Origin of the sequence: Brevibacillus migulae, assembly GCF_004521915.1 — a bacterium.
Taxonomy (GTDB): domain Bacteria; phylum Bacillota; class Bacilli; order Brevibacillales; family Brevibacillaceae; genus Brevibacillus_F; species Brevibacillus_F migulae.
This window is the reverse complement of sequence record NZ_SDKD01000001.1, coordinates 341563-366980: the sequence shown is the minus strand read 5'-3', so window position 1 is coordinate 366980 and position 25418 is coordinate 341563. Positions and strand designations below refer to the sequence as shown.

Annotated in this window: 27 protein-coding genes; 9 read left to right on the top strand and 18 right to left on the bottom strand. The window is 51.4% G+C overall.

The features are described from left to right. Positions 1-31 precede the first annotated feature (31 nt). Positions 32-1009 (bottom strand): LacI family DNA-binding transcriptional regulator, encoded by a 978-nt coding sequence (locus tag EIZ37_RS01745; protein ID WP_134682817.1) that lies wholly within the window; start codon positions 1007-1009, stop codon positions 32-34. 110 nt (positions 1010-1119) lie between these two features. Here EIZ37_RS01745 and EIZ37_RS26505 point away from each other — a divergent pair, with 110 nt between their 5' ends. After that, positions 1120-1248, top strand: coding sequence for a hypothetical protein (locus EIZ37_RS26505; protein WP_268898730.1), 129 nt, complete (start codon positions 1120-1122; stop codon positions 1246-1248). Positions 1249-1409: 161 nt separating this feature from the next. Further along, positions 1410-1934 (top strand): hypothetical protein, encoded by a 525-nt coding sequence (locus EIZ37_RS01740; RefSeq protein ID WP_134682816.1) that lies wholly within the window; start codon positions 1410-1412, stop codon positions 1932-1934. A gap of 190 nt (positions 1935-2124) precedes the next feature. On the opposite strand, the gene EIZ37_RS01735 is transcribed toward EIZ37_RS01740, so the two are convergent. Next, the gene (locus EIZ37_RS01735; RefSeq protein ID WP_134682815.1) at positions 2125-2688 is read right to left on the bottom strand and encodes an FAD-dependent oxidoreductase; all 564 of its coding nucleotides are present in this window, start codon (positions 2686-2688) and stop codon (positions 2125-2127) included. Positions 2689-2715: 27 nt separating this feature from the next. Continuing rightward, on the bottom strand, positions 2716-3174 hold the full coding sequence (locus tag EIZ37_RS01730) for a cupin domain-containing protein (protein WP_134682814.1): 459 nt from the start codon (positions 3172-3174) through the stop codon (positions 2716-2718). 184 nt (positions 3175-3358) lie between these two features. Here EIZ37_RS01730 and EIZ37_RS01725 point away from each other — a divergent pair, with 184 nt between their 5' ends. Beyond that, positions 3359-3973 (top strand): hypothetical protein, encoded by a 615-nt coding sequence (locus EIZ37_RS01725; RefSeq protein ID WP_134682813.1) that lies wholly within the window; start codon positions 3359-3361, stop codon positions 3971-3973. Between the two features lie 51 nt (positions 3974-4024). Here the strand turns inward: EIZ37_RS01725 and EIZ37_RS01720 are convergent, their stop codons facing one another. The 6 genes from EIZ37_RS01720 to EIZ37_RS01695 all read right to left on the bottom strand — a co-directional run bounded on the left by EIZ37_RS01720 (position 4025) and on the right by EIZ37_RS01695 (position 9235). Then, positions 4025-5044, bottom strand: coding sequence for an ABC transporter substrate-binding protein (locus EIZ37_RS01720; protein ID WP_167568620.1), 1020 nt, complete (start codon positions 5042-5044; stop codon positions 4025-4027). Between the two features lie 114 nt (positions 5045-5158). Beyond that, a complete protein-coding gene (locus tag EIZ37_RS01715) occupies positions 5159-5965 on the bottom strand; it encodes an ABC transporter permease (protein ID WP_134682811.1) in 807 nt (268 codons plus the stop codon). Continuing rightward, entirely contained in the window at positions 5965-6810 is an 846-nt protein-coding gene (locus EIZ37_RS01710) for an ABC transporter permease (RefSeq protein WP_205683767.1), read from the bottom strand. The genes EIZ37_RS01715 and EIZ37_RS01710 overlap by 1 nt, the downstream gene beginning before the upstream one ends. Beyond that, positions 6810-7796 (bottom strand): ABC transporter ATP-binding protein, encoded by a 987-nt coding sequence (locus tag EIZ37_RS01705; RefSeq protein ID WP_134682809.1) that lies wholly within the window; start codon positions 7794-7796, stop codon positions 6810-6812. Before EIZ37_RS01705 ends, EIZ37_RS01710 begins: the two co-directional genes overlap by 1 nt. Before the next feature lie 200 nt (positions 7797-7996). After that, positions 7997-8674, bottom strand: a complete 678-nt coding sequence (locus tag EIZ37_RS01700; RefSeq protein ID WP_134682808.1) for a VOC family protein — start codon at positions 8672-8674, stop codon at positions 7997-7999. 21 nt (positions 8675-8695) lie between these two features. Further along, the gene (locus EIZ37_RS01695; RefSeq protein WP_134682807.1) at positions 8696-9235 is read right to left on the bottom strand and encodes an NADPH-dependent FMN reductase; all 540 of its coding nucleotides are present in this window, start codon (positions 9233-9235) and stop codon (positions 8696-8698) included. Positions 9236-9459: 224 nt separating this feature from the next. Here EIZ37_RS01695 and EIZ37_RS01690 point away from each other — a divergent pair, with 224 nt between their 5' ends. Then, positions 9460-10599 (top strand): YheC/YheD family endospore coat-associated protein, encoded by a 1140-nt coding sequence (locus EIZ37_RS01690; protein WP_134682806.1) that lies wholly within the window; start codon positions 9460-9462, stop codon positions 10597-10599. Positions 10600-10612: 13 nt separating this feature from the next. Here EIZ37_RS01690 and EIZ37_RS01685 read toward each other — a convergent pair whose 3' ends face one another. The 3 genes from EIZ37_RS01685 to EIZ37_RS01675 all read right to left on the bottom strand — a co-directional run bounded on the left by EIZ37_RS01685 (position 10613) and on the right by EIZ37_RS01675 (position 14653). After that, positions 10613-12061, bottom strand: a complete 1449-nt coding sequence (locus EIZ37_RS01685; protein ID WP_167568602.1) for a YheC/YheD family protein — start codon at positions 12059-12061, stop codon at positions 10613-10615. Between the two features lie 169 nt (positions 12062-12230). After that, a complete protein-coding gene (locus tag EIZ37_RS01680; protein ID WP_134682804.1) occupies positions 12231-12905 on the bottom strand; it encodes a response regulator in 675 nt (224 codons plus the stop codon). 113 nt (positions 12906-13018) lie between these two features. Next, on the bottom strand, positions 13019-14653 hold the full coding sequence (locus EIZ37_RS01675; protein ID WP_134682803.1) for a GAF domain-containing sensor histidine kinase: 1635 nt from the start codon (positions 14651-14653) through the stop codon (positions 13019-13021). A 214-nt stretch (positions 14654-14867) separates the two neighbouring features. Here EIZ37_RS01675 and EIZ37_RS01670 point away from each other — a divergent pair, with 214 nt between their 5' ends. From EIZ37_RS01670 to EIZ37_RS01650, 5 genes are all read left to right on the top strand, one after another. Then, positions 14868-15347, top strand: a complete 480-nt coding sequence (locus EIZ37_RS01670; protein ID WP_134682802.1) for an RNA polymerase sigma factor — start codon at positions 14868-14870, stop codon at positions 15345-15347. Beyond that, the gene (locus EIZ37_RS01665) at positions 15338-16240 is read left to right on the top strand and encodes a hypothetical protein (protein ID WP_134682801.1); all 903 of its coding nucleotides are present in this window, start codon (positions 15338-15340) and stop codon (positions 16238-16240) included. Before EIZ37_RS01670 ends, EIZ37_RS01665 begins: the two co-directional genes overlap by 10 nt. 138 nt (positions 16241-16378) lie before the next feature. Further along, on the top strand, positions 16379-17611 hold the full coding sequence (locus EIZ37_RS01660) for an MFS transporter (RefSeq protein WP_134682800.1): 1233 nt from the start codon (positions 16379-16381) through the stop codon (positions 17609-17611). Positions 17612-17626: 15 nt separating this feature from the next. Next, the gene (locus EIZ37_RS01655) at positions 17627-18484 is read left to right on the top strand and encodes a sugar nucleotide-binding protein (RefSeq protein ID WP_134682799.1); all 858 of its coding nucleotides are present in this window, start codon (positions 17627-17629) and stop codon (positions 18482-18484) included. Between the two features lie 143 nt (positions 18485-18627). Continuing rightward, positions 18628-19158, top strand: coding sequence for a hypothetical protein (locus EIZ37_RS01650; protein ID WP_235827859.1), 531 nt, complete (start codon positions 18628-18630; stop codon positions 19156-19158). A 100-nt stretch (positions 19159-19258) separates the two neighbouring features. Here EIZ37_RS01650 and EIZ37_RS01645 read toward each other — a convergent pair whose 3' ends face one another. The 6 genes from EIZ37_RS01645 to EIZ37_RS01620 all read right to left on the bottom strand — a co-directional run bounded on the left by EIZ37_RS01645 (position 19259) and on the right by EIZ37_RS01620 (position 25406). Then, positions 19259-19996, bottom strand: a complete 738-nt coding sequence (locus EIZ37_RS01645; protein WP_134682798.1) for a cyclase family protein — start codon at positions 19994-19996, stop codon at positions 19259-19261. 239 nt (positions 19997-20235) lie between these two features. Further along, entirely contained in the window at positions 20236-20721 is a 486-nt protein-coding gene (locus EIZ37_RS01640; protein WP_134682797.1) for a GNAT family N-acetyltransferase, read from the bottom strand. A 171-nt stretch (positions 20722-20892) separates the two neighbouring features. Continuing rightward, positions 20893-22122 carry an ROK family transcriptional regulator gene (locus tag EIZ37_RS01635; protein ID WP_134682796.1) on the bottom strand — a complete coding sequence of 410 codons (1230 nt, stop codon included), beginning with the start codon at positions 22120-22122 and terminating at the stop codon, positions 20893-20895. Positions 22123-22132: 10 nt separating this feature from the next. After that, positions 22133-23245, bottom strand: coding sequence for a M24 family metallopeptidase (locus EIZ37_RS01630; RefSeq protein ID WP_205683762.1), 1113 nt, complete (start codon positions 23243-23245; stop codon positions 22133-22135). Then, positions 23242-24246 carry a UDP-glucose 4-epimerase GalE gene (galE, locus tag EIZ37_RS01625; RefSeq protein ID WP_134682795.1) on the bottom strand — a complete coding sequence of 335 codons (1005 nt, stop codon included), beginning with the start codon at positions 24244-24246 and terminating at the stop codon, positions 23242-23244. The genes EIZ37_RS01630 and galE overlap by 4 nt, the downstream gene beginning before the upstream one ends. Continuing rightward, a complete protein-coding gene (locus tag EIZ37_RS01620) occupies positions 24231-25406 on the bottom strand; it encodes a galactokinase (RefSeq protein ID WP_134682794.1) in 1176 nt (391 codons plus the stop codon). The genes galE and EIZ37_RS01620 overlap by 16 nt, the downstream gene beginning before the upstream one ends. Positions 25407-25418: the final 12 nt, after the last annotated feature.

Genomic DNA, 25418 nt, shown 5'->3' with positions numbered 1-25418 from the left:
AATGGCTCCGCCGTACACTGGCGGAGCCGTCTTATATGGTCGAACGCTCAATGAGTCGATAGGGCAGCATCAATTTTTCAATGGGCGTATCCGGATCATGAAGATGCTTGAAAAACGTGCGAAATGCCTGGATGCCCAGCTCTCTAGTAGGGATTTCAATGGTGGAGATACCCATCAGCTCGGCAATCGGGTGATTATCAAAGCTCAAGATCGCCAAATCCTCAGGTATGCTTACTCGCAACTGCTTTGCCTCATGTACCATTCCCGCTGCCGTTTGATCGGCACTAACCAGAAAGGCATCGGGCTTCTCGGGCAATGCGAGGTACTCCCTCATGACACGCCGCCCGTCTTCGATGTTGATGCAGCGGTCAAAAATCCATTCCTCCCTGACTTCCCTGCCGATCTCCCGCATCTTATCCTCATAGGCTTTCCTTCTTTTCATGCTGTTGGCGGTGTCTTTTCTGCCAATACAATAGCCAATTCGTTCATAGCCTTTTAATGTTAAATAATCCAGGCCTGAGCGAAATGCCTTCTCATGGCAGATCGAAACACTCGGAAAATACGGTTGTTCCACGTCCTCACATAATACAATCGGTCCATCGTGCTTGAAGGTTGTAAGCATGTCCAGCGGGATGGCTCGCGAACAAAAAATGATTCCGTCTACCACCGATCCGCGCAGCTGCTCCAGCGCCTCGAGCTCTCTATGCGTTTCATAGTTGGTTTGAAAGAGAATCAATTGGATGCCATGTTCGATAGCCGCTTCGGCAATCCCGTCGACCAATTCCCCAAAATAAGGATGATTGATGGTCGGCAGGACCACACCGATCATATTGGTCTTCCCTTTGGACAGATGGACAGCGTTGATATTCCGGCGGTACTGCAGCTCTTGCATCGCTCGAAAGACCGCTGCCCTTTTTTCTTCGCTTACATAAGGGTGATCATTCAGCACGCGGGAAACGGTGGTGATGGAAACACCTGCCTGCTTCGCGATATCCCGGATATTTGCCATGGTTGAATCGCTTCCTTTTCACTCATTTCACGGTTTGCAATTTTCTGCTTGCTCTGAAACGCGTTTCAGCCTGTAAGGTAGGGGTGAGACCGTTATAAAGGAGTGGTGGTATGGTCATGTTGGAGGGTTTCTTGATCATCATCGGGCTGTGCCTGACAGAATTGTTGGCTGCTGCATACGCGCTGTCACCGACAAAGGATGTGCTCGAAGAGTCTGTCTGGGACCGTGATAACCAATAGGCTGCGGTAGATGCAGCCTTTTTTATTTTAGGGGAAATATGCTTCCGCGGGTAGTCCTATGGTCGATTCATTTGAAACTTTTTCCATCTGCTTCCGTCATTATCGACGAGGTGATTGCGTTGCGGATTTCCAGAGATGCTGTTTTATGGTTGTGTTTATGTGTGATTTTGGGGACATCCATCTATAAAAGCTATTTTGAAACCGTCTCATCCCAACAAGTCATGACAGCGCCAATGCCGGAGGACTTTGCTTTTTCCCTATCCTACGGGGTGGACGCCAAAAACACGTTGAACACATTCAACCAGTCCTACACGAAAGATATGGTAACCGAGCCTCCGCTCACCGTACCCTTTACGCTCAGCAAGGAAGAGATGCAGTCCATTTACAAAGAAATGGCAAAAATCAACCTGTTTCATGATAAAGTCTGGGATTTGAAACCATGGCTAAAGCCCTGCATGAAGGTTCCATTTCATACATACTCGTTAAAAGTCCAGGCCAATGGGAAAGTATGGTTGCTACACTGGGATGATGAAAATTGCAAGCTTACAGAAGACCAGCAAGCATTGAACAGCCTGGTGGAGTATATCCGCGGTGTCTTGGAAAAGAATGACCAATACCGCCGATTGCCCGCTCCCAAAGGGGGGTATGCCCATTCCGCAAAAAAGAGCCGAAACATCGGCTCTTAATCCTTGCGAAGATTATGGGTGGTGTTTTCGTTCGTTTTCGGCGGCGTTGCGCGCGATCCAGCCGAAGCTGTCGTCGGGCGCTTTTCGGTGTTGTTGTTCTTGGACAAGGCGTGATCCTCCTCAAAGGGAATATATGCTGCATTGTCCATAGTATGGCTTGCCGCCGAAACCAGCATGCATGCTGCTTTTCTTACGATTTTAAAACATCGTGGTCGACGTAACGCTCTCCGTTCAACTCGCTGATGACGTTAATCGCGACTTTTGCCCCGTCACCCGCCGTGATAATCGTATGCACGCTTACCCCAGCAGCGGTTCCGGCTGCCCAGATTCCCGGGATGTTGGTCTTTCCTTCCGCATCCGCTTTGACTACCGTTTTGATGCGCGGCTCTGTCCCTGGCTTCGTCTCGATTCCCGATGCCTCTGCCAGATCGGCCATCAGACCTGTCGCCAGAATGACATGCTTCGCTTCATATGTAGCATTCTCGGTTACAATCTTGAAACCGTCCTCCAGCTTTTCGATCGATTGCGCTTTGCCTTCGATCAGCTCTGCACCGAATTTCGCTGCTTGCTTTTTCCCAATCGCGACAAGATCCGGACCGGTGATCTCTTCCACACCGTAATGATTTTCCACCCACGCCCGTTTGGTGATGCTTTGGTCACTGTCGATCACAAGCGTTTTCTTCCCTGCCTTCGCCGTAAACAGCGCTGCCGAAGCCCCCGCTGGACCTGCTCCAATAATCGCTACATCGTACATGAAAAATCCCTCCCGTTTGGCTATTTTCTACTCATTGGGGGCTGAATCCCAATTCTTCAGTGCTTGATCTTTTTGAAACGCGATACCCGTTCCACGTACTAAGTATACATTCTCGTCTGGATAGTATGCAATATCTCCCTGCTCATTTGTCCCCACATCCAAGATCTCCAGCATCTCTTCACCCGTGTTGATAAATTGATGAGCGATGTCCTTGCCAGCAGGTTTGGAGACGAAATCTCCTTTTTTCACGGCGCGCTCTTCTCCGTTCATCCGCAATGTGCCCGTGCCGCTCAGGATCATAAAAAACTCCTCTTGTCGCGAGTGGCTGTGGTATTTGGCGCTTTTCGCTCCTGGCGGAATCCGGTCGATGTTCACATAGATTTTTTCGCTCCCGGCTGCTTCTCCCAGGTAAAGTGTAGTCGCATTTTTGCCGTAAGATTCTGTGAATTCAAGGGGCATCGCTTCCGTATTGAAGACTTTTCTCATTGCTTTGTTCCTCCCTAATCTTTGCTTTTCTAGCCTCTGTCCGTCCGGTATGATTAACATGAGTATTTGTATTCATCATACATCCCCCCTAGTCGATAGTAGGTTCATCATAGCATAAGAGCAGGGCAGGAAATACCATTTTTTGTATAACAAATCGCACGAATGTTTCGAAAGAGGTGACATTATGCTGTTTCACTATCATTATTGGACGCCTTTTGTGGAAGAAACGGAAGCTTTCTATGTGGCCAATGGATTTCGCATCACCCAGCGTGTCGGAAAATACCAGGGCGAGTTTCAGCATTTCGATCCTCCGCTGACTTGGGATGATTTCCGGGAAAAGCCGATTCTTTTTCGGATCATTGAGGCAAGGAAGGGCAACGTCAATATCACGTTTGGCTACGGTAAACAGGTTCGCTTTGACCATCTTGGTTTTTTGGTTTCCTCACGTGATCAAGCCGAAATTTGCACAAACGCAAACCAGTTGCGTTGGGAAATCGATGAAGGAGAACGACGTACGTTTATTCACACTCCCTACGGATTTCGTATCGAACTGCAAATACACACGGATGTCGTAGATCCAGGTGTGGAACCCGCTTACCTCGAACATCTCTTGCTGGAAACAAAAGCCCAGGGGCTCGAGCAAGATCTTGAACGCTTGTTTGGCATGCCGGTTCCAAGCATCTGTTCAAGTGTGGGCTCACAAATAGCGATCAAAGAAGCGGTCATCCATGGATTGCGCTCAGCAAACCTGATCGATCCCAATGGTGTCAGGATTAAGGGAACTGAATTCCACGCATAAAAAAAGCTGAGAGCAGCTAGCCTCTCAGCTTTTTTCTATGGCAACGATCGATTACCGACCGCTTTTCAGCTCAGTCCAATAACGGTCATACTCCGGCAGTACCTCGCCGACATCCATCAGCCACTCGGTACGCTCCAGGTCCTTTTGATCCAGGAAGATCATCTTGTTGGCGCGATATTCTTCGCTGTGCAGCGGATACGCTTTTTCGTTCGGATTGCTGTAGCCGACCCATTCGTAGTTTTTCACGCTGACTTCCGGGTCCATCAGATAGTTGATGAACTCTTCCGCGATGGCCTTATGCTTTGCGCCTTTTGGAATCGCCAGGGTGTCCGCCCAGATCGTCGCGCCTTCTTTTGGCACCACATATTCCACATCCGGATTTTGCTCATTGATGAAGGCCGCGTCACCGGACCAGACGGTACCGATCCATGCTTCCTCCGCGATCATTTTTTGCTTGATATTGTCAGTGTCAAAGGCGATCACGCCCGGCACGACGGTTTTCAGGTCGTTGAACGCCTTTTCCAGCTCAGCTTTATCCTTGGTGCTGTTGGAGTAGCCGTTTTTGATCAGGGACATGCCCAGCACTTCACGCGGGTCATTCAGCATGATCACGCGGTCTTTGTAGGCTGGATTCCACAGATCGCTCCAGCTGTCGATCTCGTCTTTGACATATTTTTTGTTGTAGGCAATCCCGGTCACACCCCACGTATAGATGATGGAGTATTTGTTCTCCGGGTCAAACGCAGGCGCCTTGAAGGTGGAGACCATGTTGCCCAGATTCGGGATTTTGCCCTTATCCAGCTCTTCCAGCAGCCCCAGCTGAATCATGGTGCTGACCATGTAATCGGATGGCTGGATCAGATCATACGCGGATGCGCCTGCTTGCAGCTTGGCGAGCATCTCCTCGTTGCTGGAAAACACGTCATAGTTCACTTTCACTTGATACTTCTGCTCAAAATCCTTGATCACATCAGGATTGAAATTATCTGCCCAGCTGTAGATGTTGAGCACTTTTTCTTCCTCCGAAGAAGAACATCCTGCTGCACCCAGCGCGAGGGTGAAGACCAACATGCCTGCAAGCAACGCTTTGATTTTTTTCAATTCCCAGACCTCCCTGATTTGTCCGTCACAGCCGTCCCCAGTGGAATCGGCTGGCGGAGATTTTGGTTTATCATGTCGACCCGTTTAGATCGGCAGTTGACTGTTGGATTCCTTGGCCATCCCTTTGCGGCGGAAAATCTCCGAGATCAGCAAGAGCAGGATCGTGACCGCAATCATCAAAGTGGAGAGCGCATTCACTTCAGGCGATACTCCCCGTTTTACCAAGCCGTAAATATACAGCGGCAATGTCGTCGAATTGGGGCCCGCTACGAAAAACGAAATGATGAAGTCGTCCAGCGACATCGTGAAGGTCAAGAGCAGGCTTGCCACGATCCCCGGTGCGATCACAGGCAAGGTGATATGGCGAAACGTCTGCCACGGAGTCGCCCCCAGATCCTGCGCGGCTTCCTGCAGCTCGTCCCCCATCCCCGACAGGCGTGCGGATACGATCACGACCACAAAAGAGATGCCAAAGGTGACGTGTGCGGCGATCATCGTCAGCTTCCCAAGCGGAAACCCGATCTGGCTGAATAACACCAAAAGCGATAATCCCATCAGCACTTCCGGAATGATAATCGGCAAGTAGATCAATCCGTTCATCACCGCTTTCCACTTGTCCGAAAAGCGGTGGAGGGCCAAAGCAGCCAAGGTGCCCAGCGCAGTGGCGATGATGCTGCTCGTGATCGCGATGACGAGGCTGTTGGACAAGGCATCCATCACCTGTCGATTTTCAAACAGCGACAGATACCATTTCCAGGTGAAGCCGGTCCACACCGCGTTGATCCGCGAGTCATTGAACGAGTAAAGCATCAGGATGACGATGGGCAGGTACAGAAAGATCATGACCACCCATGAATAGACAGAAAAAAGGCTTCGGCGCGATCCTCCCATTATTCCACCCCTCCTTCACGCTCTTGCACACGGATGACGCGGTAGTAAAGAAAGATCAGCACGATGCACAACAGCATCAGGATGATGGACAGCGCAGAGCCAAACGGCCAGTCGCGTGCAGACAGGAACTGATTCTGAATCACGTTTCCGATCAGCGCCGACTTCGCGCCTCCCATGACATCCGGCACGACGAACATCCCGATGGAGGATACAAACACGAGGATGCTGCCGGTCACGATGCCGGGCCTTGTCAGCGGCAGGGTTACGTGCCAAAAAGCCTTCAACGGAGTCGCTCCCAGATCATAGGCAGCCTCCAGCTTGCGGCGATCCATCTGCTCCAGCGATACATAGATCGGCAATACCATGAACGGCAAAAGGGTATACACCATCCCCAGCATGACCGCGCCAAAGTTGTAAAGCAGCGGCAGCGGTTCGGTGATCAGGCCCAGCGACTGCAGGAATGTGTTCACGACTCCTTGCGTCCGCAGGATGACCACCCAGGCGTAGGAACGGACCAGGAAATTGATCCAGAACGGAATCATGACCGCCAAGAGCCACGTATGCTGCCACTTTTTATCCATGCGGGCGATATAGTAGGCCAGCGGGTACCCGATCATCAGCGACAGCAGCGTGGTCAATACCGAGACCACCAGCGTGTCGAACAGGATGCTTACATAGAGCGGATCAAAAAAACGAACGTAGTTTTGCAGGGTAAAGGAATAGACAACTTGCCCGTACGTGCCGCGCTCCATAAAGGACAGCACCGTGACCAACAGCAACGGGATAAAGAAGAAGATGCCCAGCCAAACCAGACCTGGGACAGAGAGCCACTTGGTACGATTGATCAAGGCAGCTTCACCTCATCCTGCAACGCCCAGCCGATTCCCACACGCTCCCCCGCTTGCCATGCATGCGTAGCTTCGCTGTTTTCATGAGCCAGCACGATCGTTTCTTCCGAGCCATCCAGACGAATGAACACTTTTTGCAGGCTGCCCAAAAAGACGACATCGACGATCTCTCCGGTTTTTTGGTGCAGCTCCGGATTGGCATCCTTTTTGTATACCTTGATCTTCTCCGGGCGAACGGCCAGATGGCTGTTTTCCTGCGAGAAAATATTGTTTTCGCCGATAAACTTGGCAACGAACAAGCTGCTCGGACGCAGATAAATTTCCTGCGGTGTTCCCAGCTGCTCGATGACCCCTCGGTTCATGACCGCAATCCGGTCTGACATCGACATCGCTTCTTCTTGGTCGTGGGTCACGTAAATAAACGTGATGCCGAGGTTTTTTTGCAGATTTTTCAGCTCGAGCTGCAGATTTTTACGGAGCTGATAGTCCAGCGCGCCCAATGGCTCATCCAACAGGAGCACTTTTGGGTTATTAATGACCGCCCGCGCGATGGCGACACGCTGCTGCTGACCACCGGACAGCTGGGCAGGTTTGCGCTTGCGCAGCTCCGTCAAATGCGTCAGTGTCAGCACCTCATCCAGTCTACGCTTCTGCTCGGCGGAAGGCACCTTTTTCATTTTGAGCCCAAACAAAATATTGTCTTCCACAGACATATGCGGGAACAATGCATAATGCTGAAAGACCAGATTCATGTCCCGTTTATAAGCAGGCACGTCCTTGATCGGCTTGCCATCGAGGAAAATCTCCCCCGACGAAGGCTGTTCAAAGCCCGCGATCATGCGCAGGAGAGTCGTTTTTCCACAGCCGGAGGGCCCGAGCAGTGTCAGGAATTCTCCTCCGATTATCTCAAGCGAAAACGGCGGGATGACGACCTGGTCAGCAAACTGCTTTTCAACGTTTTGCAAATGAATAATCGTTTTCATGGCAATCTCTCATTTTCCGATAATTTCAAATCAATACTAGGTAACTATATCAATCGAAGTTACATTTTGTAAATAACGACATTTTGGACTTCCCCATATGTCGGAAAGTGAGATTTCCCTAAGGGGCCATTTGAACAAAAGAAAACCCCGAAGCGAGCGTCATTTGCGACGAAACCGCTTCGGGATTTGGTGAAAAATGTTCAAGCTTTTGGCACAAATTCGAATAGATATTCCTTCATTCGCACGTGTAAACTCCGTTCTCCGCGCAAGGTGATGTGCATCGGGTAGGCTTCCGCCCGAAGCTGGCTCTGGAACCATTTGCGGCCCTTGGCGGCCAGGATCAGCAAGCCATGCTCATCCCCCATAGTGGCAAAGGTTGCACTCGGCTCCCTCCATACCGGGATCCCGGTGGTAAGCTGCAAACGCTCGATGGTTTCCCATACATCATCGACGGGAAGTCCGATTTCGTTCAGTCCCAGGATCTCCGATGAGGAAAAGGGACGATCCGAGCGATTGGGCAGATTGTGCCGCGCGATCAATTCCACAATATTGCCCGCCGGATCATGAAAATAGATGGAATGAGCGTTCCAATGCGTAAAGTGGACCAGTTCGCCATCTTCTTCATTGGCAAGCACTTTTGCTCGCTGCTTCAGCCACTCCAGCGCTTCTTCGCACTTGTTTTCCGGAATGCGGAAAGCGATATGGTAGGTTGGCTCGCTCCCAGCAGGCGCTTGCCAAAATTCCAGCCGGCTGCTTCCTACCGCGACAGTGAACCGATCTGCTTCTTCCGCGAGCAATGTGAAATCTAGCTGTGTTTCATAAAAGTGCTTCATTGCTTGCAGGGAAGCGGTTTGCAAAGAGAGCTGCACAATCTCCATGGCCCAACACATCCTCGTTGATTATCTGCCTGCACTCAGCAGCTTGGTGACACGTTGGAGCTCGGCGGCGATCCCGTTCACCCGCTCCCGTGCATCCCACTGGACCAGATCTGCCTTTTCATCATGCTGATCCGGGTCGCTTACGATTTGATCCGGCAGTACCAATGCATATACACCGCGGAGTACTTGGCGCAGGCTGTTCAAGGCATTGATGCCGCCTTTCCCCCCGCCGGCCGCTGCTCCGATTACGACAGGCTTTCCTTTAAACTGGCGTCCGCCCAGATAGTCGAGAGCGTTTTTCAAAGCACCGCTCATCGAATTGTGATACTCCGGCGTCGTAATGACAAAGCCATCCGCTTGCTCCGCATAAGCCTGCAGCTTGCGTACCGCCGGATGTTCCCGATCCTCCGGGCTGCCTGTGAAAATCGGCAGCATATCGACGCCCACGTCAAAGGTCAGCAGCTCTACCTGCTCGCTGGACAGTGCCTGGATAAAGGCTTTGGATAGGCCGCGTGTATGCGATTGTTTGGTGGCGGAACCGTTGAGCACCATAATTTTCATGATCAATTCTCCATTCGTTTTTGGTTTTCGTTTTCTTCTGTACTCATTGTAGCCGTTTCCAGATCGATCCATCGTCGGCAGATTGGCCGAAAAAGCGTACGAAAATAGTCCGCTTTTTGGGGCGGACCTGCTTACGACCAAAGTCTTACATCCACGATCGCAGAAGAGAAATACGCGACAGTGCACGGTCACTCGCCGTTCCCGGAGAATGAGGAAACAATATAGTGTGGAAGAGCAAACTGCCACGTTCACGAAAGCAGGTGAGTTCATTGGAGACGTTGAATCGTCCGATTATCGGCATCTTGACCCTGCACAGCAAGAAGCCTTTTGAAGAACCTGCTTTTTTTCGCAGCTTATTAAAAGAAGGAGAGCGTCTGGGGGCGATCGTTTACTTGTTTTCGCCAAAGGACGTGCTGGCTGCGGAAAGAAAGATCACCGGTTTCGTATACACAGATAAATGGGTCCAGAAAACATTTCCTTGGCCGGACATCGTGATCGACCGCCACCATTATCTATCCAAATCCGCAGCAGAACTCGAACCGTACTTTACCCTGCGCCAACAATCTCTTTTTCGTTTTGCGAATCATTTTTTGCCTGACAAGCTTCGGTTGCATGGCATGCTGATGCATGCGGATTTTCTCCGTCCGCGGCTTCCGGAAACGCTAGCCTACAGCCCTCAAGAGCTTCAGCGCATGCTGGAAAAACATGAAATGGTGTATCTAAAGCCACTAAAAGGCACAGGTGGGCGAGGCATCGTCCGTCTCGAAATGAAAAATGGGAACTTTCTGTTTCACAGCCGCAACCGGAATCGTCTGATGAAACATGGAAAGATCAGTTCATGGAATCGACTTTTCGAATGGCTGGAGCGTTGGGTAAGCGATGGAGAATTTTTGATCCAGCAGGGGTTACAGCTAGACATCGTCTCCCGACACATCGCGGATATGCGTTTGCTGATGCAAAAGGATGAGCAGGGCATGTGGAGAATAACCGGGCATGGTATGCGGATTGGAAGCAAAAAAAGCCCGACTTCCAACCTGCATGGAGGAGGAAGGGGCATTCTCACACACAAGATTTTGCTCCCGTTGTTTGGCCACGAACGTGTGGAAGCCATCGTCAGCGAGTGCTTTACCTTGGCCTTTGAGACTGCCAAGACGATCGAAGACAACTGTGGCCCCATGATGGAGCTTGGGCTGGATATTGGGATTGATCGACAGGGAGCTGTCTGGCTGATCGAAGTAAACGCGATGCCTGCGCGCAATCTTTTCAAACAAATGGGGCAGGAGCATTTGTATCGGCTGGCTGTGCGTCGGCCGTTGCAATACGCTTTGTTTTTGCTTGGCGCAATGCAGGCGGACTCCCTTTAGGGATCAGCTCAGGCTAGAGAGGCAATCGGATCGCTTTATAGAAGGGGAACTTCCATGAAAAGATATGTTCAATGGCGACACCATGATCTTTACAGGCATGCAGCATGCGATTGTCGCCAAGGCATATCCCTACATGTCCCACCTTTCTTTTTCCGTGTCTTCTGACTGTGAAAAAGACAAGATCTCCTCTTCTCAGCTTCGTTTTTGCCCTTTTTCTCCCTTTCATCATGCACTGAAGCCTTGCGGTACGGGGCATGCGGACCCCATTGATGCGGAAAAGGTGCTGGGTGAACGAACTGCAGTCAAACAGGTCGGTTCGTCCTGCCCCGCATCCGTATGCATAAGGAGTACCGAGGTAGGCCATACCGTCCGCGATGATGCTGTTGATCTTTTCCGCACGCCTCCTCCGGGATGGCCGAGCTTTCCTGGCTGATTGGAGGAGATGGGCAGCCCTTTTCATCGGTAAAATGACACTGCGTTCATATACCTCCAATGAGGGATCGGCATATCTCATAATCTTTTTGCCTGGCTTTGCATTTGCTTCAATCAGCCAGATCTGGTTTTCCTTATCGATGGCAAAATCCAGACCAAGCTCGGCCAGTTGCTTCTGTGCCGCTTGCTCCAGATGTGCGGCAGCTTGCAGGGAGAGTTCTATCATTTTCGCATGGAGGTCTTCCGCCAGCGGTCCACCGAGCTGGGATTCAAGTAACGCCTTCGCTTCCATCGCCGTTCCGCCCGTTTCCAGATTGGAAGTTACATAACCCGGTATTCCCAAACGTCCAACCATTCCGGTAAATTGCCACGCTCCCTGATCATCTTTTTGGACCAAGACGCGGAAATCCCACACCTGCCCTTGAACATTGCGGATATCGAGCCACTTCTGGACCATGTATCCTTCTGTTTTCCTGATTTTTTCCAGCACGGATTTGATCTCCGCAGGTGGATAATGCATCGTGGTTCCCACATTTTCCGTCAATTCATACTGTCCGTCTATCAGGCGCAGTCGCTTGATGCCATAGCCACTCTCCCCATTGATCGGCTTCAGCATCACGCTCTGATGGAGCTCCATCATCGAAAGAGCATCGTCTGCTTGGTTCCATGACCGTGTGGGGATCAGGTGAGGAAGCAAGGAAGGTGAGGAAGACAAGTAGCGCTGTACCATCCATTTATGATCCAATAAATCCGCAAGAAATCTCATCCCACTCAAGTTTCTTACTTTTAACGCAGCCTCATTTTTATAATAGCCGAGATCATAGACAATGCTTGGATAAGCAGTCATGCCCTGTATCCATTGACCATACCGGTATTGGAAGGCACGGATGCGCCGTGAGCGCAAATTGACGTTCAGAGGGCTAAATACGATCAAATCATCAAATCCGCAGCGCAATGCTCTATCCCGATAGGATTGAAACCGTTCAATATTCGTCAGTCTGGTGGTCATGATACCCAATACCCGCTTCACTCGATCACTCCTTCTGCCCCGTTCACATCCATGGCGGTTCGAACTGTAGTTAGTATATGAGGCGGTAGTCGCAACGCTTGGGTATTTATGCCGAGTAGAAGAGGACTTTATGGATATCATCGACATGAAAAACAGGGAGGTCCCTTTGGCGAGGAACCTCCCTGTTTGCTTACTCAAGCATGCCGTTCTTCACTGCAAATAATGCGGCCTGCGTACGGTCCGCAAGATTCAGCTTGGAAAGAATACTGCTCACATGCGTTTTTACTGTTTTTTCAGCGATGACAAGAACGCTGGCAATCTCCTTATTGCTCATTCCCTGTGCGATCAGAATCAATACTTCCCGTTCCCGCTTGGTGATGTTTTCCCATACGGACGGCGCGGTTTGGGCAGGCTTCCCTTCGGACGGGGTAACGGTTGGGAGAGGCGCGCTCATCTGCGCCATCAGCTTTTGCGTCACATCGGGGTGCAGCTGCGTATTGCCGCTTAGCGCACCACGGATGGACTCGACGATCTGGTCGGGCTTCATATCCTTCAGCAAATAGCCGGAAGCGCCCGCTTGCAAGGCCGGCAGCACATAGTCCTGATCATTGTAGCTGGTCAACACCAACACCTTGACATCCGGGTACAGCTTGCGGATCTGCGCAGTTGCTTCAATCCCATCCATTTCCGGCATGACGAGGTCCATCAAAACCACGTCCGGCTTGCTCGCCGCCACCATGTCCAACGCTTCTTTTCCGTTGTGCGCCTCACCGATGATCGTGAAGTCCTTTTGCGTCGCCAGAAAAAAATGCAGGCCGCGCAGCACCACGGCATGATCATCGACCAACAAGATACGGATACTCATCGTTTTTCTTTCCCCTTCCTGCTCCCATACAGCATAAGCAAAACTTGGCTTTGCCCAGTCTTTGGCGGAGCCTCGCGATGATGCCGATGGAGTTATTTGCAAATTCCTATCGACTAATAAAAGGGAATCGAGACCCGCACGGTGGTTCCCCGTCCCGGCTCGCTCTCCACCTGGAACAGACCTCCCAGCATCTCGGTGCGCTCCCGCATGCTGACCAGCCCGAGCGAATCGATTCTTCCCTGATTGGACATGGGAAATCCTTTTCCCTTATCGCGGATTTCCATCTGGACACGGCCATTTTTGATTTGCAGGACCACTTTCACCTGGGTGTCCCCTGCATGCTTGCTCACATTATTCAATGCTTCCTGTCCGATTCGCCACAGCGTCTCCTCGATCGCGCGCGGGAGTTCGTAGAGCTTCTCGGGATTTCCTGCGATCGTCAGCCCCAATTTTTCGCCATAGGTGCGCAAGGCCGTGACCAGCCCCTGTTCCAGTCCCGCTGGCCGCAGCTGCCAGATTAACGAACGCATCTCTTTTAGGGAATCCTCGGTTAATTGTTGGATATCCTGCAACGACTGGGCCACGGCTGGATCAGGATCCTGCAAAACGGATTCCAAGCCTCGCGACAGCAAGGAAAGGGAAAAAAGATTCTGACAGACGGAATCATGCAGATCCCGGGCCAACCGATTGCGCTCTTCCCATCTGCCGAGCTCGCTTCGCTGCTGATTGAGCCTGGCGTTTTCCAGCGTGATGGAAATATGCTCGGACAGCGCTAGCAGGATCTCGTGATCATTCTCCGCAAAGCCATTCTTCTTACCGCTCAGGACGAGCAGTGCGCCTAACGTCTGACCGCGCTGCTTGAGAGGCACCGCCACTGCCGATTGGTAGGCGGGCAAGCCGATTGCGCGCAGTGCTGGAAGCGGCTCGGTGATGGCCGTCTTTTTGACCAGCTTTCCTTTTTGCATGGCCTCACGCACCAGCCCCGCTTCTTGCCCGCGGATCACATGCCATTCATTGGCCAGCTGACCATCCGCATGGTAGGCACGGCATGAAAGCGAATCAGCCTCCTGGGCAAAATAGGCGACAGCCAGCCAGGGAAAGTGCTGACCGACAAGCTTGACCGCTTCGCTGGGGATTTTGTTCAGCTCCTGTACATGACCGAGCTGCATGACGATATCCCCGAGCTTGGTATAATAGCTGGCTCGCTGCTGCTGCTCCTGGTAGAGCTTCGTCCGCTTGATCGCCGTCCCGATCTGATAGGCGACCGACTCCAGCAAGGCCAGCTCTTCATCCGTAAACAGCGTTTTACCCGGTGAAGCGACGTTCAAGAGTCCAAACCATTCGCCGCTAGCCTTCAGCGGCACCGTAGCGTGATGGTAGATGCATTGGGTATCGCCCCAATTATTTTCGATCGCGTCATCGATGCGCTTGCAATTGATAATGTTGACCGCATTTTGCAGCCTGCCTCCCCAATACTTGTCGACACACCAGCACGTGCCGCAGCGCATCGGCTTTTTATCCTCCCAGGACAGGGCTGGCGGCAGGTTTACATCGGTGACATGGAGATAACACGGCTCCTCCTCCATGAGAAAGACCCAGCCAGTATGCAAGCCGGTGACTTCCAGCAGCTTCCGCAGGACCGCCTCCAGCATTTCCTTCATGTCATGTGAGCTGTTCAGCGTCTCGGCGATTTCCTTCAAGGCGCGCAGCTCTTCGATTCGTCCTTCGCGTTCCCGCTTTTGTTCCATGGGCTTGACCGCTCCGTTCATTGTCTTTGGTATCATTTTACAACGAATTCGCCTTTGCTGTCTCTTTCGAATGGACTTGCTTTTTGCATTCGTTACAATAGGACTGTAAGATTTTGCCTCCTTGCAGCATCTACAAGGATAGAAAGGAGGGGTTCCTATTTACGAACAAGTGCAAACCCTTGAATACGCAAAAGACATCCAGTTTGAGTTAATCATGAAGCAATACTTGCGCCCGGTACAGCGTTTTATCTATTTTTTGCTGAAAAATCACGCGATCGCCGATGACCTGACGCAGGAAGTGTTTGTGAAGGTATACAAGCATATGGGCAGCTTTCGAAATGAGAGCTCGGTGAAGACCTGGATTTATAAAATCGCAGTGAATGAAGTCAAGATGCATCGGCGATCCAGCTGGTTCCGCCGCTTTATTCTCTTCGGAAATATCAATGAGGAGCTGGCGGGTTATCAGGATGATTCCGAGATGAGCGCTCCTGAGCAAGAGGAGGTTCTACGTGTCGTCCTGTCTCTGTCCCCCAACTATCGGGAAGTCATTCTCTTGCATTACTATCAGGATCTGACGGTAGCTGAGGTGGCAACGATTCTGGGCATTTCTCATGATGCTGTCTACACCAAGTTGCACCGGGCGAAAAAGCAGTTGAAGGAACGATTGGAGAAGGAGGGGTTTGCATGGACATAGACAAGTTGCTGCGGGATTCTGCTAGAGTCGTAAATACGCCAAGTCTGCGACAACGGGCCAATATAGACCAGCTGGAGGAACGGATTCATACGCGTGTCATGAAACCCGCGAAACGAAGACAGCCTTTGTTTTATGTTGCCGTTCCCTTATGCTTACTGATCGCCATCACGCTGCTGTTTCCCCAGGGGAAAGGATTGGTTGAGCAGACAATGAAACTATCTTCCCAGGCTTCAAACAAAGAACCTGCGCTACCATCCCTCCATTTTACTGATAAGGAGTCCCTGCTGAATAAAATCACCCTGGAGAACGTAACAGTGGCACCTCCGTATGTAAAGGTAACGGTTGATTTAGATTTGAAGGAACACTATTGGGCATCGCTCGAAGAACCGTATTTGGTTGATGAAATGGGCAGAAAGTACTTGTTTGTGAATAAAGAAGAAGTAGTTAGAGATGAGAAATATGTTTACACCTTTATCTCACAAAAGAAATTCGAAGCACCTCCAGAGGCGATGTCCATTCATATTCCTTATGTTTTCGTAAAGAAAAAAATGGTTCCTCAAGACGTTCAACAGTTTGCATTGACACTCAATGAAAAGTATCCAAAAACGGTTTCTCTGGATCATCTACAATTAATGATTCATTCATTTACCTACTCAAAGGATACCCTAACGCTAGTTGTCTCCAGCCCTCAAATGCGGATTGGCTCGCTCTGGCTTCAACCTGATTTTGCCACCTATGACGATCGGCGGGAAAGAATCGGGACGGACAAAGTATCATACCGATATGTCGTTTCCAAGCAAGACAGCTATAGCTTTCATGTGTCTCCAGTGTCCCCTACACTCCCGGAAAAAGTACTGAATGATTTGCAGATCGCTTTCCCAATCAACGACTAACCCAATTACTCCTGTCAACTCGGCAGGAGTTTTTTTATCGTTTGACAAAGGAACGAATTACGTAATAAAATATTTTTACGTTACATAAATATTGTACGTTTGTACACATTCAAATTCACGAAGAAAAGGAGGACTCCCATGCTGGCCCTGTTGCGTGATTCCAACTACCTCCGCTACTGGCTCTCCGTCGTCATATCGTTCATCGGGGATGGAATTACGAAAACCGCTGTGATTTACCTCGTCGCGACGGCAAGCGATGACCCTTTTCTGGTCGGTCTGGCGATCTTTGCCCAAATGGTGCCCATAGCCGTGCTGGGGATTTTCATCGGTCCTTTGCTTGAGCGTTTCTCCAGACGCTGGATCATGATCGCTGGCGATCTCTACCGCATGCTAATGGTGCTGTTCATGATTTTGGCACAGGACTCCTTGGCGCTGTTGCTGCTGCTCGTCGTGATGCAAGGAATCGGCACTGCTTTTTTTGAAACGGCGCGCATCGCATCTGTCCCCGAATTGGTGGGGCAGCATCGCATCCCCGAGGGGGTCGCCTTGTTTCAAGCTACCACCTCAGCGATCGGCTTGCTCGCTCCCTCTTTGGCCGGGCTTCTCTTGGCCTACAGTCAGATCAGCACCATTTTTCTGCTGGATGCCGCAAGCTATCTTTGTTCGGCCGCGCTGTTGTTCAGCATCTTCACATTTGGCGCCCGCAGCGAACGGTCGCAAGCCTCCCCTCCTTATTGGCATGCATTGCTCAGTGGTTTGCGAGACATATGCTCCATCCCGGCTTTGCGCCTGATTTTGCTTCTGCTATTTCCCATTATGCTTGTGCTCGGCTTATTTACGACCAATCTGAAAGTGCTGTTGCTGCATGTCTTTCACGTTCCGGCACTTCACTTCGGATTGTTGGAGGGTACTTACGGGGCCGGAGCGTTTTTCGGAGCGTTTCTCGGCGTTCAGCTAGCAAGGCGTCTGCGGGCCACCACTGTTCTTTTCCTCGGCATGGGACTGATGGGAGCTGGCATGATGCTGGCAAACGCAATCCCCGCTTTGCAACAATTATGGGGGCTTGGCCTTGTATATGTGTGGTGTCTCTGCCTAGGCTGTTTCCACGCTTTTCTGAATTTCCCGCTGGCCAGTCTGTTCATGATGCAAGTGCCCGTGCATCTGCGGGGTAGAGGGATGGCCTTGTTCCAGACTGTGACCCTGTCGTTTCTTCTGCTTGGCGTAATGCTCGGGGGAGCAACGGCCTCTGGCAGTTTCTTGCTCGTCACCACGTTTCTGGGAGGACTTCTGCTTCTGATCGTATCTGTCCTTTCCCTTGTGTTTGCGAAAGGGGCTTCTATCGATCCATCTTCTCGTGCAGCCCAAAGATAAAAGGAGGTCTATTGGATGAAAAAAGTGATTATTTTTGGGGCAAGCGGCACCATTGGCGGCGCGTTGGCAAAGGAATTGGCCGTGCGAGGATACGAGGTGTACGGCACCTATCTGACGCGTAAACCGAATCATGTGCCTGAGGAACGAACCAAGCAGCTGTCCTTGGAACACCTTGAAGCTTTACAATCATTCTTGGAAGAGGTAAAACCCGATTACACCGTCCTTTCCCTGCATGGAGAGTACGCGGACCAGATGGTGTTTCACGAGCGCGTGGCGGATTACTTGAAAGCGAATGGCGGCCGTATGATTTTTTGCTCCACCACCAATGTGTACGATGCTTGCTTTGATGCTCCGGTCACCGAGCAGGATCCTCCCGCTGCGGCTACGGATTACGGACAATACAAGCTGGCGTGCGAGCAGGTCATGCGTACAACATTGGGCGATGCCCTCACCATTGTACGGATCCCGGCGATATACGGGATCAGTTCACCGCGAATCAAGGGGCTGTTGGAAAAAATCCAAAATCGTGAGCCGATCGTCATCTACAATAACCTCCTGAGAACGATCAACACCGATACGATGCTGGCCAAACAGATCCGCTGGCTCATGGACGAAGAGCGGTCTGGCACCTTTCATCTGGCAACGGAGGATATTGTATCCGACGCCGTTTTTACCAAACGATTGATCGAGCGCTGGGGCTTTGCAGACGTGTCTTTTCAGGAGGAGGAGCTTAGTGTCCCTTCCCCACCGCCAGACAACCAGCTGTATTTTGCCCTTCGCTCGCAGATAGAGTGGCCAAGCGAATACGTGATCACGCACGATCAAGTCATTGAGGAACTCGGTTGTGCGCCACTTGTCACAGGACAATATTAGCCGAGGTTGTTAATCCTATACGGACTCGAAAATGAAGCTTAGCCTGTCGCTGTTTTATTGTGCTTTCGTCCGTTAATGAATCGAATATAAATAGGAACCGGGAGTAACACTACACATAAATTTTAATGTGGGGTATTAAGGACATGAAACAGATTATTCTCTGGTCACTCTTGCTATTGCCTTGGGCGTCCTTATCTTTTTTGAAAATGGATACTGTACGCAGGTACATGCCAGTCGCTCTGTTTATGACCGTTATTCATACCTTAGCCTATCAAGCAGCTTACCATTACGGATGGTGGAAAGAGTCAGGTTCCAGCCTGTTCGGGTGGGATAAAGTCGTCCCGGTTCCTTGGGTGTATGGAGCATATTTGGTTATCGTTATTTGGATGTTCCATTTTACTTTCGGAAAATTTTGGATGTATTTGACTGTCAATATACTTTTGGACGGGTTATTTATGTACATCGTTTACCCGGTATGGCAACGGATGGGGCTTGTTTCGAGTGAATCGACTTTGCCTACTATAGCTATTGTTGCTATGATGGTCGGTTTTGCGGTTATCATCTATCTTTTTCAGCTGTGGCAGGACGGAAAGTTCAAACTGCCCAAAGCAAAACCCATAAATGACCAAGAACTGGATTGGCGTCGCTTTCATTGGAGAAGGAAAGCGAGGTAAACATGCCACTGCTTATTTGACAGATAACATATGCGACCACGCAAACGAATGCGTGGTCGCTGCCATTTCCATGCAAATCATGAGAGAACCGTATGTCAGATCAAGGAAGAATCGCAAACGACCGTACGGGAAAACCAGATGCCTTTTCCGGCTTCGGAACGATATTCACGATGATCGCACCTGTTGGCGGTACCTTGTCCAAGTTTGTAAGCAGTTCAACCTGATAGGTATCCTGCTCAAGTACATAATATTCTCCTAGCAGTGCTCCGTTTTTTTGATAGTCGATGCTCGCATCCGTATCAAACGTTTCATGGCCAATCGCTTTGATTTGCCGCTGTTCAAATAAAAATTTCAAAGCGGCAAGCGACCAGCCGGGAGCATGGTTATTGCCTTCCGCATCCTTGTTATTGAAGGCTTCCACATCTGGCCAACGCTTGCTCCAATCCGTGCGCAGGGCAACGAATGATCCTTTTTCGATTGGGCCGTGCTCAGCTTCGAATTGCAAGATATCCTCCACCGATAAAGAGAAGTCATGATTTTCCGCAGCCTCTTTTGATTTGTCGATGACGACAAGCGGCAATACCAGCTCTTTCAGGTCGATTTCGTCCAGGTATCTTTTATTGCGAACAAAATGAATGGGTGCGTCCAGATGAGTTCCATATTGTCCGGGGAAAGAGAATTTTTGCGCAAAAAAGCCATCATCATGGGTAAACAAGGTCGTAAATTCCGCAGCATCGAATGCTGAAAAGTGGGGAGATTCCGGGCCGAATGTATGGGTCAGATCCACCCATTCCTTCCCTTTTAATAAAGTGATGGCTTGAATCAAGTCGTTTGACATCTGTCCACCTCATTTATCTGATTTTTACAAATGATTACATACTTTACCTCATTTAATTCCGAGTGTAAATAGCGGATTAATCAGAAAAGCCATTCCCCGAATGCAGCTGCTTTTGTCCAGAGAGCTTATGAATGGGCCTTTCCAGTTAATCTAGGAAATAGATCAACACAAATAATGGCAGCCTCTTGGAATGATAATCATGTCCTTGGCTGCCTGCATTCTTGTCTAGCGCTATTCAACTATTGAATCCCTTCATTTAGCCGTTTCTTCATCCTGTAATTCATGAGCTGCGTCCCATTGCGCTCAACGATTTGGGACCTGATGGCGCTGTATCCTTTCGCTTCAAAAAAGGGTTTCGCGGTGATGCTGGCATCCGTGTCAATTTCATGGATTTGCAATTTTGCGGCTTCGGATTCTAGCCTGCTCACCAAAGCGGAAGCAATCCCTTGCCCTTGATAATCTTTATGTACAAATAATCTGTCTAGGTATCCTTGCCGATTCATATCAGAAAAACCAACGATTTGACCATCAATTTCAGCGACAAAAGAGAGATTTTCACGCAAAGATTTCATCCAACTCTCTCGCTTTTGCTTCTCCTCTTCTCGTGAAGCCCATGCATGGAGTTGTTCTTCCGAATAGTCTTTCTTGTTGACGGTATGTACGGTCTCATAAAATAAAGTGACAATGGGATCAATGTCCGCTTCATGATATCGCCTGATCAACAATCCTTTCTCCTCCATCCTGCCAGTTAGATACGCATACGGTCAGTCAATGTCTTATACGTATGAAAAAAGAAATGGTTACCCTTGCACCAAGGCCTCTCTCTAAAAGAAAAAGGCATTACCATACGCAAATCCCGCAAAGGAATGACCGCTGATAATGCCCCCAACTAACCTTTATGAAATTTCCGCTGCTCCCGCCGGAGTAAACATTTTCTCCAGAAACAGCGTAACCGCTCCGATCGCCATGGCATGCTCACCCAGTTGGCTGGTAACGATGGTGACAGCTTCGGCAGAGGACTGCAGCGAGCGTGCAGCAACCGTCTTTTGCAGCGGCTCCAGCACTAGCCCGCCTGCTTTGGAGACACCGCCGCTGACAATGATTCGAGAAGGGTTCAGGGTGTTGATCAGATTGGCGAGTCCGACTCCCAAGTATTCGCCTGTTCGGGCTAGCAGCTCTTTGGATAGCTCGTCGCCTCGCATCGCCGCCCGATACACCAATTCGCCGGTGATGGTTTCGCCGGATTCCTGCCACTGGGCCAACAAGGTTTCCCTGCCCTCCGCGATCGCCTGCTTCGCTCGCAAAGCGATCGCGGGACCGGAGACAATCGCCTCCAGACAGCCATAGTTGCCGCAGCTGCATTTTGGACCGTGCACATCGATCGTGGTATGTCCCATCTCGCCCGCTGTGTAGGAGGCCCCTTGAAAGAGTTTCCCCTCCAGATAAATCCCGGCACCTACCCCTGTCCCCACGTTGACGCAGATGAAATTGGCCAAGCCCTTGCCCTGGCCAAACCAGCTTTCCCCCAGTGCCAAAGCGCGTACGTCGTTGTCTACTTCCACCGGCAGTGCAAATTCCTTTTCCACACTTTCCTTGACGTGAAGATTGCGCAGATTCAGATTCGGCGCAAAGATGGAAATGCCCTGATGCGGATCGACCAGACCATGCATCCCGATACCGATGCCGAGCACGGTATGGACAGCAGGATCGGTTTGTTCGATCAGCTTGCGGATGACGCTATGAAGGATCCCGAGGAAGGTCTGTGCGTCCGGCTCCACTGGTATCCGTTCTTCTCCATGCAGGACCACCTGTCCGTCCAAGGTGGACATGATGCCTCGCACCCGCTTTGCCCCGGCGTAAATGCCGATCACCGTATAGCGTGCGGAATCGATGCGCAGCATAATCGGCTTTCTCCCACCGGATGATTCGCCCAGCTCGCTTTCCACTACCAGTCCCGACTCCAACAGCTCTCCGACAATATTGGTCACAGTCGGGGGCGTCAGCTTCGTCAGCTTGGCGATCTCAGCTCGGGAAATCGGGCCCTGCAGCCGAATCACATTGAGGATTGTTGACTTGTTCAGGGATTTCATCCGATGAAAACTTCCTGTTTCAAATTCTTGCGCCATCATCAGTCTCCTAGCGTATCAAGATATCCGGACGAAGATACGTGCGCTCCCCGCTCTTCACGCTCAAGTACGTCCATTCCCCTGTATGGGTCAAAAATTCATTCTCTTCTGGTCCTACCAGGATGGTATCCTCTGACTTTACGCCGCGAATCGCCGGATTCCAGGCGAATGCCTGACCAAGCTGAACCACGCCCGGACTTGTCGGGGTGACGATAAACTCGCGCGTCGCATAGCCGGTAGGCCCACCTTGATGCAGGAAACGCCAGTCATCGGGATAGCCGACTTCCTTATAGGCTTCCATTCCGCGGGCAAATACGTCCTTGATCGCCACTCCCGGTCTTGTCGCCAGATTCATCGCCAAGTCAATCTGCGCGAGCTTTTCCCGGTTTTCTTTCAACTGGTCCGGAAGCTCGCCAAAGTGCACGAATCGGGTCGCATTGGCGATCAGGCCGCCCCGTTCCGCACAAAGCACCACCATCGCATAGCGCTCCAGCTTTTTCGAAGTAGGAATCGGGTGACGATATTGAAAGATTCGTTCATCGGTCGCGATCAGCATTACGTGAGGAACCAATTCGCTTTTGATGACATTGGCCGCAAGCAGCGCCTGCATCTCATATTCGCTCATGCCCGGCTGAATCTCGCGGCATGTTTTTTCCAAGGCTTTGGCCGCATCTTGGGCCAGTGCGCGATACCGCGCCTGATCTCCATTATCCAGCACATAGGTGAGTTCGGCAATCTCCGTAGTCAGGTCGATTCCATTTGCCAACCCGACAGTAGACGGGATCACATCGCAGCCGATCCGCTTATCACCGCACAGCTCCTGAAGGCTGCTCTCGGTCCCGTCGATCCACTCCGGGGTGACCCATGTGCAGTCCAGCTCGGCCAGCTCCTCTTCCTGAATCCGTCTTGCTTCCATTTGACTCGTCACGGCGTACACCTGATCGGGCATGATCAACAGATCCGCTACTGCCAGATCCGAGGATAAGACGATATGGGCATGGCCGCCTCCGGAAAGCCAGGAAAAATTGCGGCGTTTGCGCAGCAGCACCCCGTCCAGCCCTTTTTCCTGAATAAATGCACGTATCTTCGCCACACGAGTTTCCATTACTGCACGTCTGCTCATTTTGCCTCGCTCCCTTCGCCCGCATAACCGTTTGGATGAGCCGAATGCCATTTCCAGGCACTCTCGATGATGGTGCCAAGGTCTTCGTGTTGCGGCTTCCAGCCCAATACCCGCTTCGCCTTTTCATTGGAGGCGATCAGGATCGCAGGGTCGCCTGCACGGCGCTCGGCTACTTTCACAGGGATCGGGTGTCCGGTCACTTCACGCGCTTTTTCAATGACCTGCTTCACAGAGAAGCCGCTGCCGTTGCCCAGATTGAAGACTTCCGTCGCTCCGCCCTTGCGCAGATGCTCTACGGCGAGATAATGCGCCTGTGCCAGATCCATCACGTGGATGTAATCGCGGATGCACGTGCCATCCTCGGTCGGGAAATCATCGCCGAAGATCGCGATATGCTCTCGCTGTCCGAGCGCTACCTGCAGTACGATCGGAATCAGATGGCTTTCCGGCTGGTGATCCTCCCCGATCTTTCCGTCCGGATGGGCCCCCGCCACATTGAAATAGCGCAGGGAGACCGATTTGATTCCATAAGCGACATCGCACCACTTCAGCATTTTTTCAATCGCCAGCTTGGTTTCGCCATACGGGCTGGTCGGCTCGGTCGGGTCATCCTCCTGAATCGGCACCCGTTTTGGCTCGCCATAGGTCGCTGCTGTGGAAGAAAAGACGATTTTCTTCACGCCGTGCTTCTCCATGGCTGCCAGCAGCTTTTGCGCGGAACCTACATTGTTGTCATAGTATTTCAACGGCATTTGCACCGATTCGCCTACAAGCGAGCTGGCTGCGAAGTGAATGACCGCCTCGATGTCATGGTTGGTGAAAATCTGATCCAGGAGCGCTTCATCGCGAATATCTCCCTGATAAAACGCACTCGCCAGCACCGCACCGGTATGCCCTGTGCGCAGGTTATCCAGTACGATGACTTCCTCCCCGTGTGCCAACAATTCAGCTACGGTATGACTGCCGACGTAGCCTGCTCCTCCGGTTACCAAAATGGACATGGTTCTACCCCCCGTTCGATCTCTCGCGCCCCATCGCCAATCTCGCAATGATAAAAATCGGGATGCAAGCCTGTTTTCCCACGATACTCCTCTTCCACAGCGCGTTTGAACGCGTCTACCTGATCGCGGTGAACCAGATTGACGGTACAGCCGCCAAAGCCCGCTCCGGTCATGCGCGCCCCGATGCATCCTTCCGCCTTCCATGCGGCTTCCACCAGCGCATCCAGCTCTTTGCCTGTCACCTCGTACAGGTCGCGCAATGACTCGTGCGACCGGCGCATGTAATCGCCAAATGCCAGCAAGTCTCCCTGACGGAGCGACTCGGCAGAACGCTTCACCCGGTCGTTTTCACGGATCACATGCTCCAGACGTTTGCGGATCACGGGATCGGTGACTTCCTCCTGAAAACGCTCCCAATCCGCGGCATTCACATTCCCCAGATTCGGGACGTGCGGCAGCTGTTTTTGCAGCTGGGCAAATCCGGTCGCGCATTCCGCTACCCGTTCGTTGTATTTGGAATCCGCCAGCTCTCTACGTTTATTGCTATTGATGATCACCAGCGAATAGTCCCCCAGCTCGAGCGGCACATACTCATACTCGAGTGTCTCGCAGCGCAAGAGCATCGCTTGCCCCGCTTTGCCCATGCCCACCGCAAACTGATCCATGATCCCGCAGCTGACGCCCATGTACTGATTTTCCATGCGCTGGGTCAGCTTGACCAAGTCAATCGTCGTGAGCGGCAATTGACCCAAATCACGCAAAGCCAAAGCGGTCACCATCGAAATGGAGGCAGAGGAGGAAAGGCCTGCCCCGTTCGGAATGTTGCCGTGGAAGACGAAGTCATAGCCAGGAAACGCATGGCCTTCCTGCTGCAGCATCCACAGCACACCCTTCGGATAATTGCTCCAGCCATCTTCTGCTGAATAAGCCAGCTCATCGGCTCCGATGTCCACCTGCTTGTCAAAGGAAGTGGAGAAAAAGCGGAACCGCCCATCTGTACGCGGACGAACGCCCAGCCATGTCCCGTAGCTCAGCGCCGCCGGAAACACATAGCCTCCTGTATAATCGGTATGCTCCCCAATCAAATTGACGCGTCCCGGCGCAAAGAACACGCGAAAATCTTCGCCGCCGGAGCCTGTGTACTGCTCAAAGTATCCCATTCTCCATCCCTC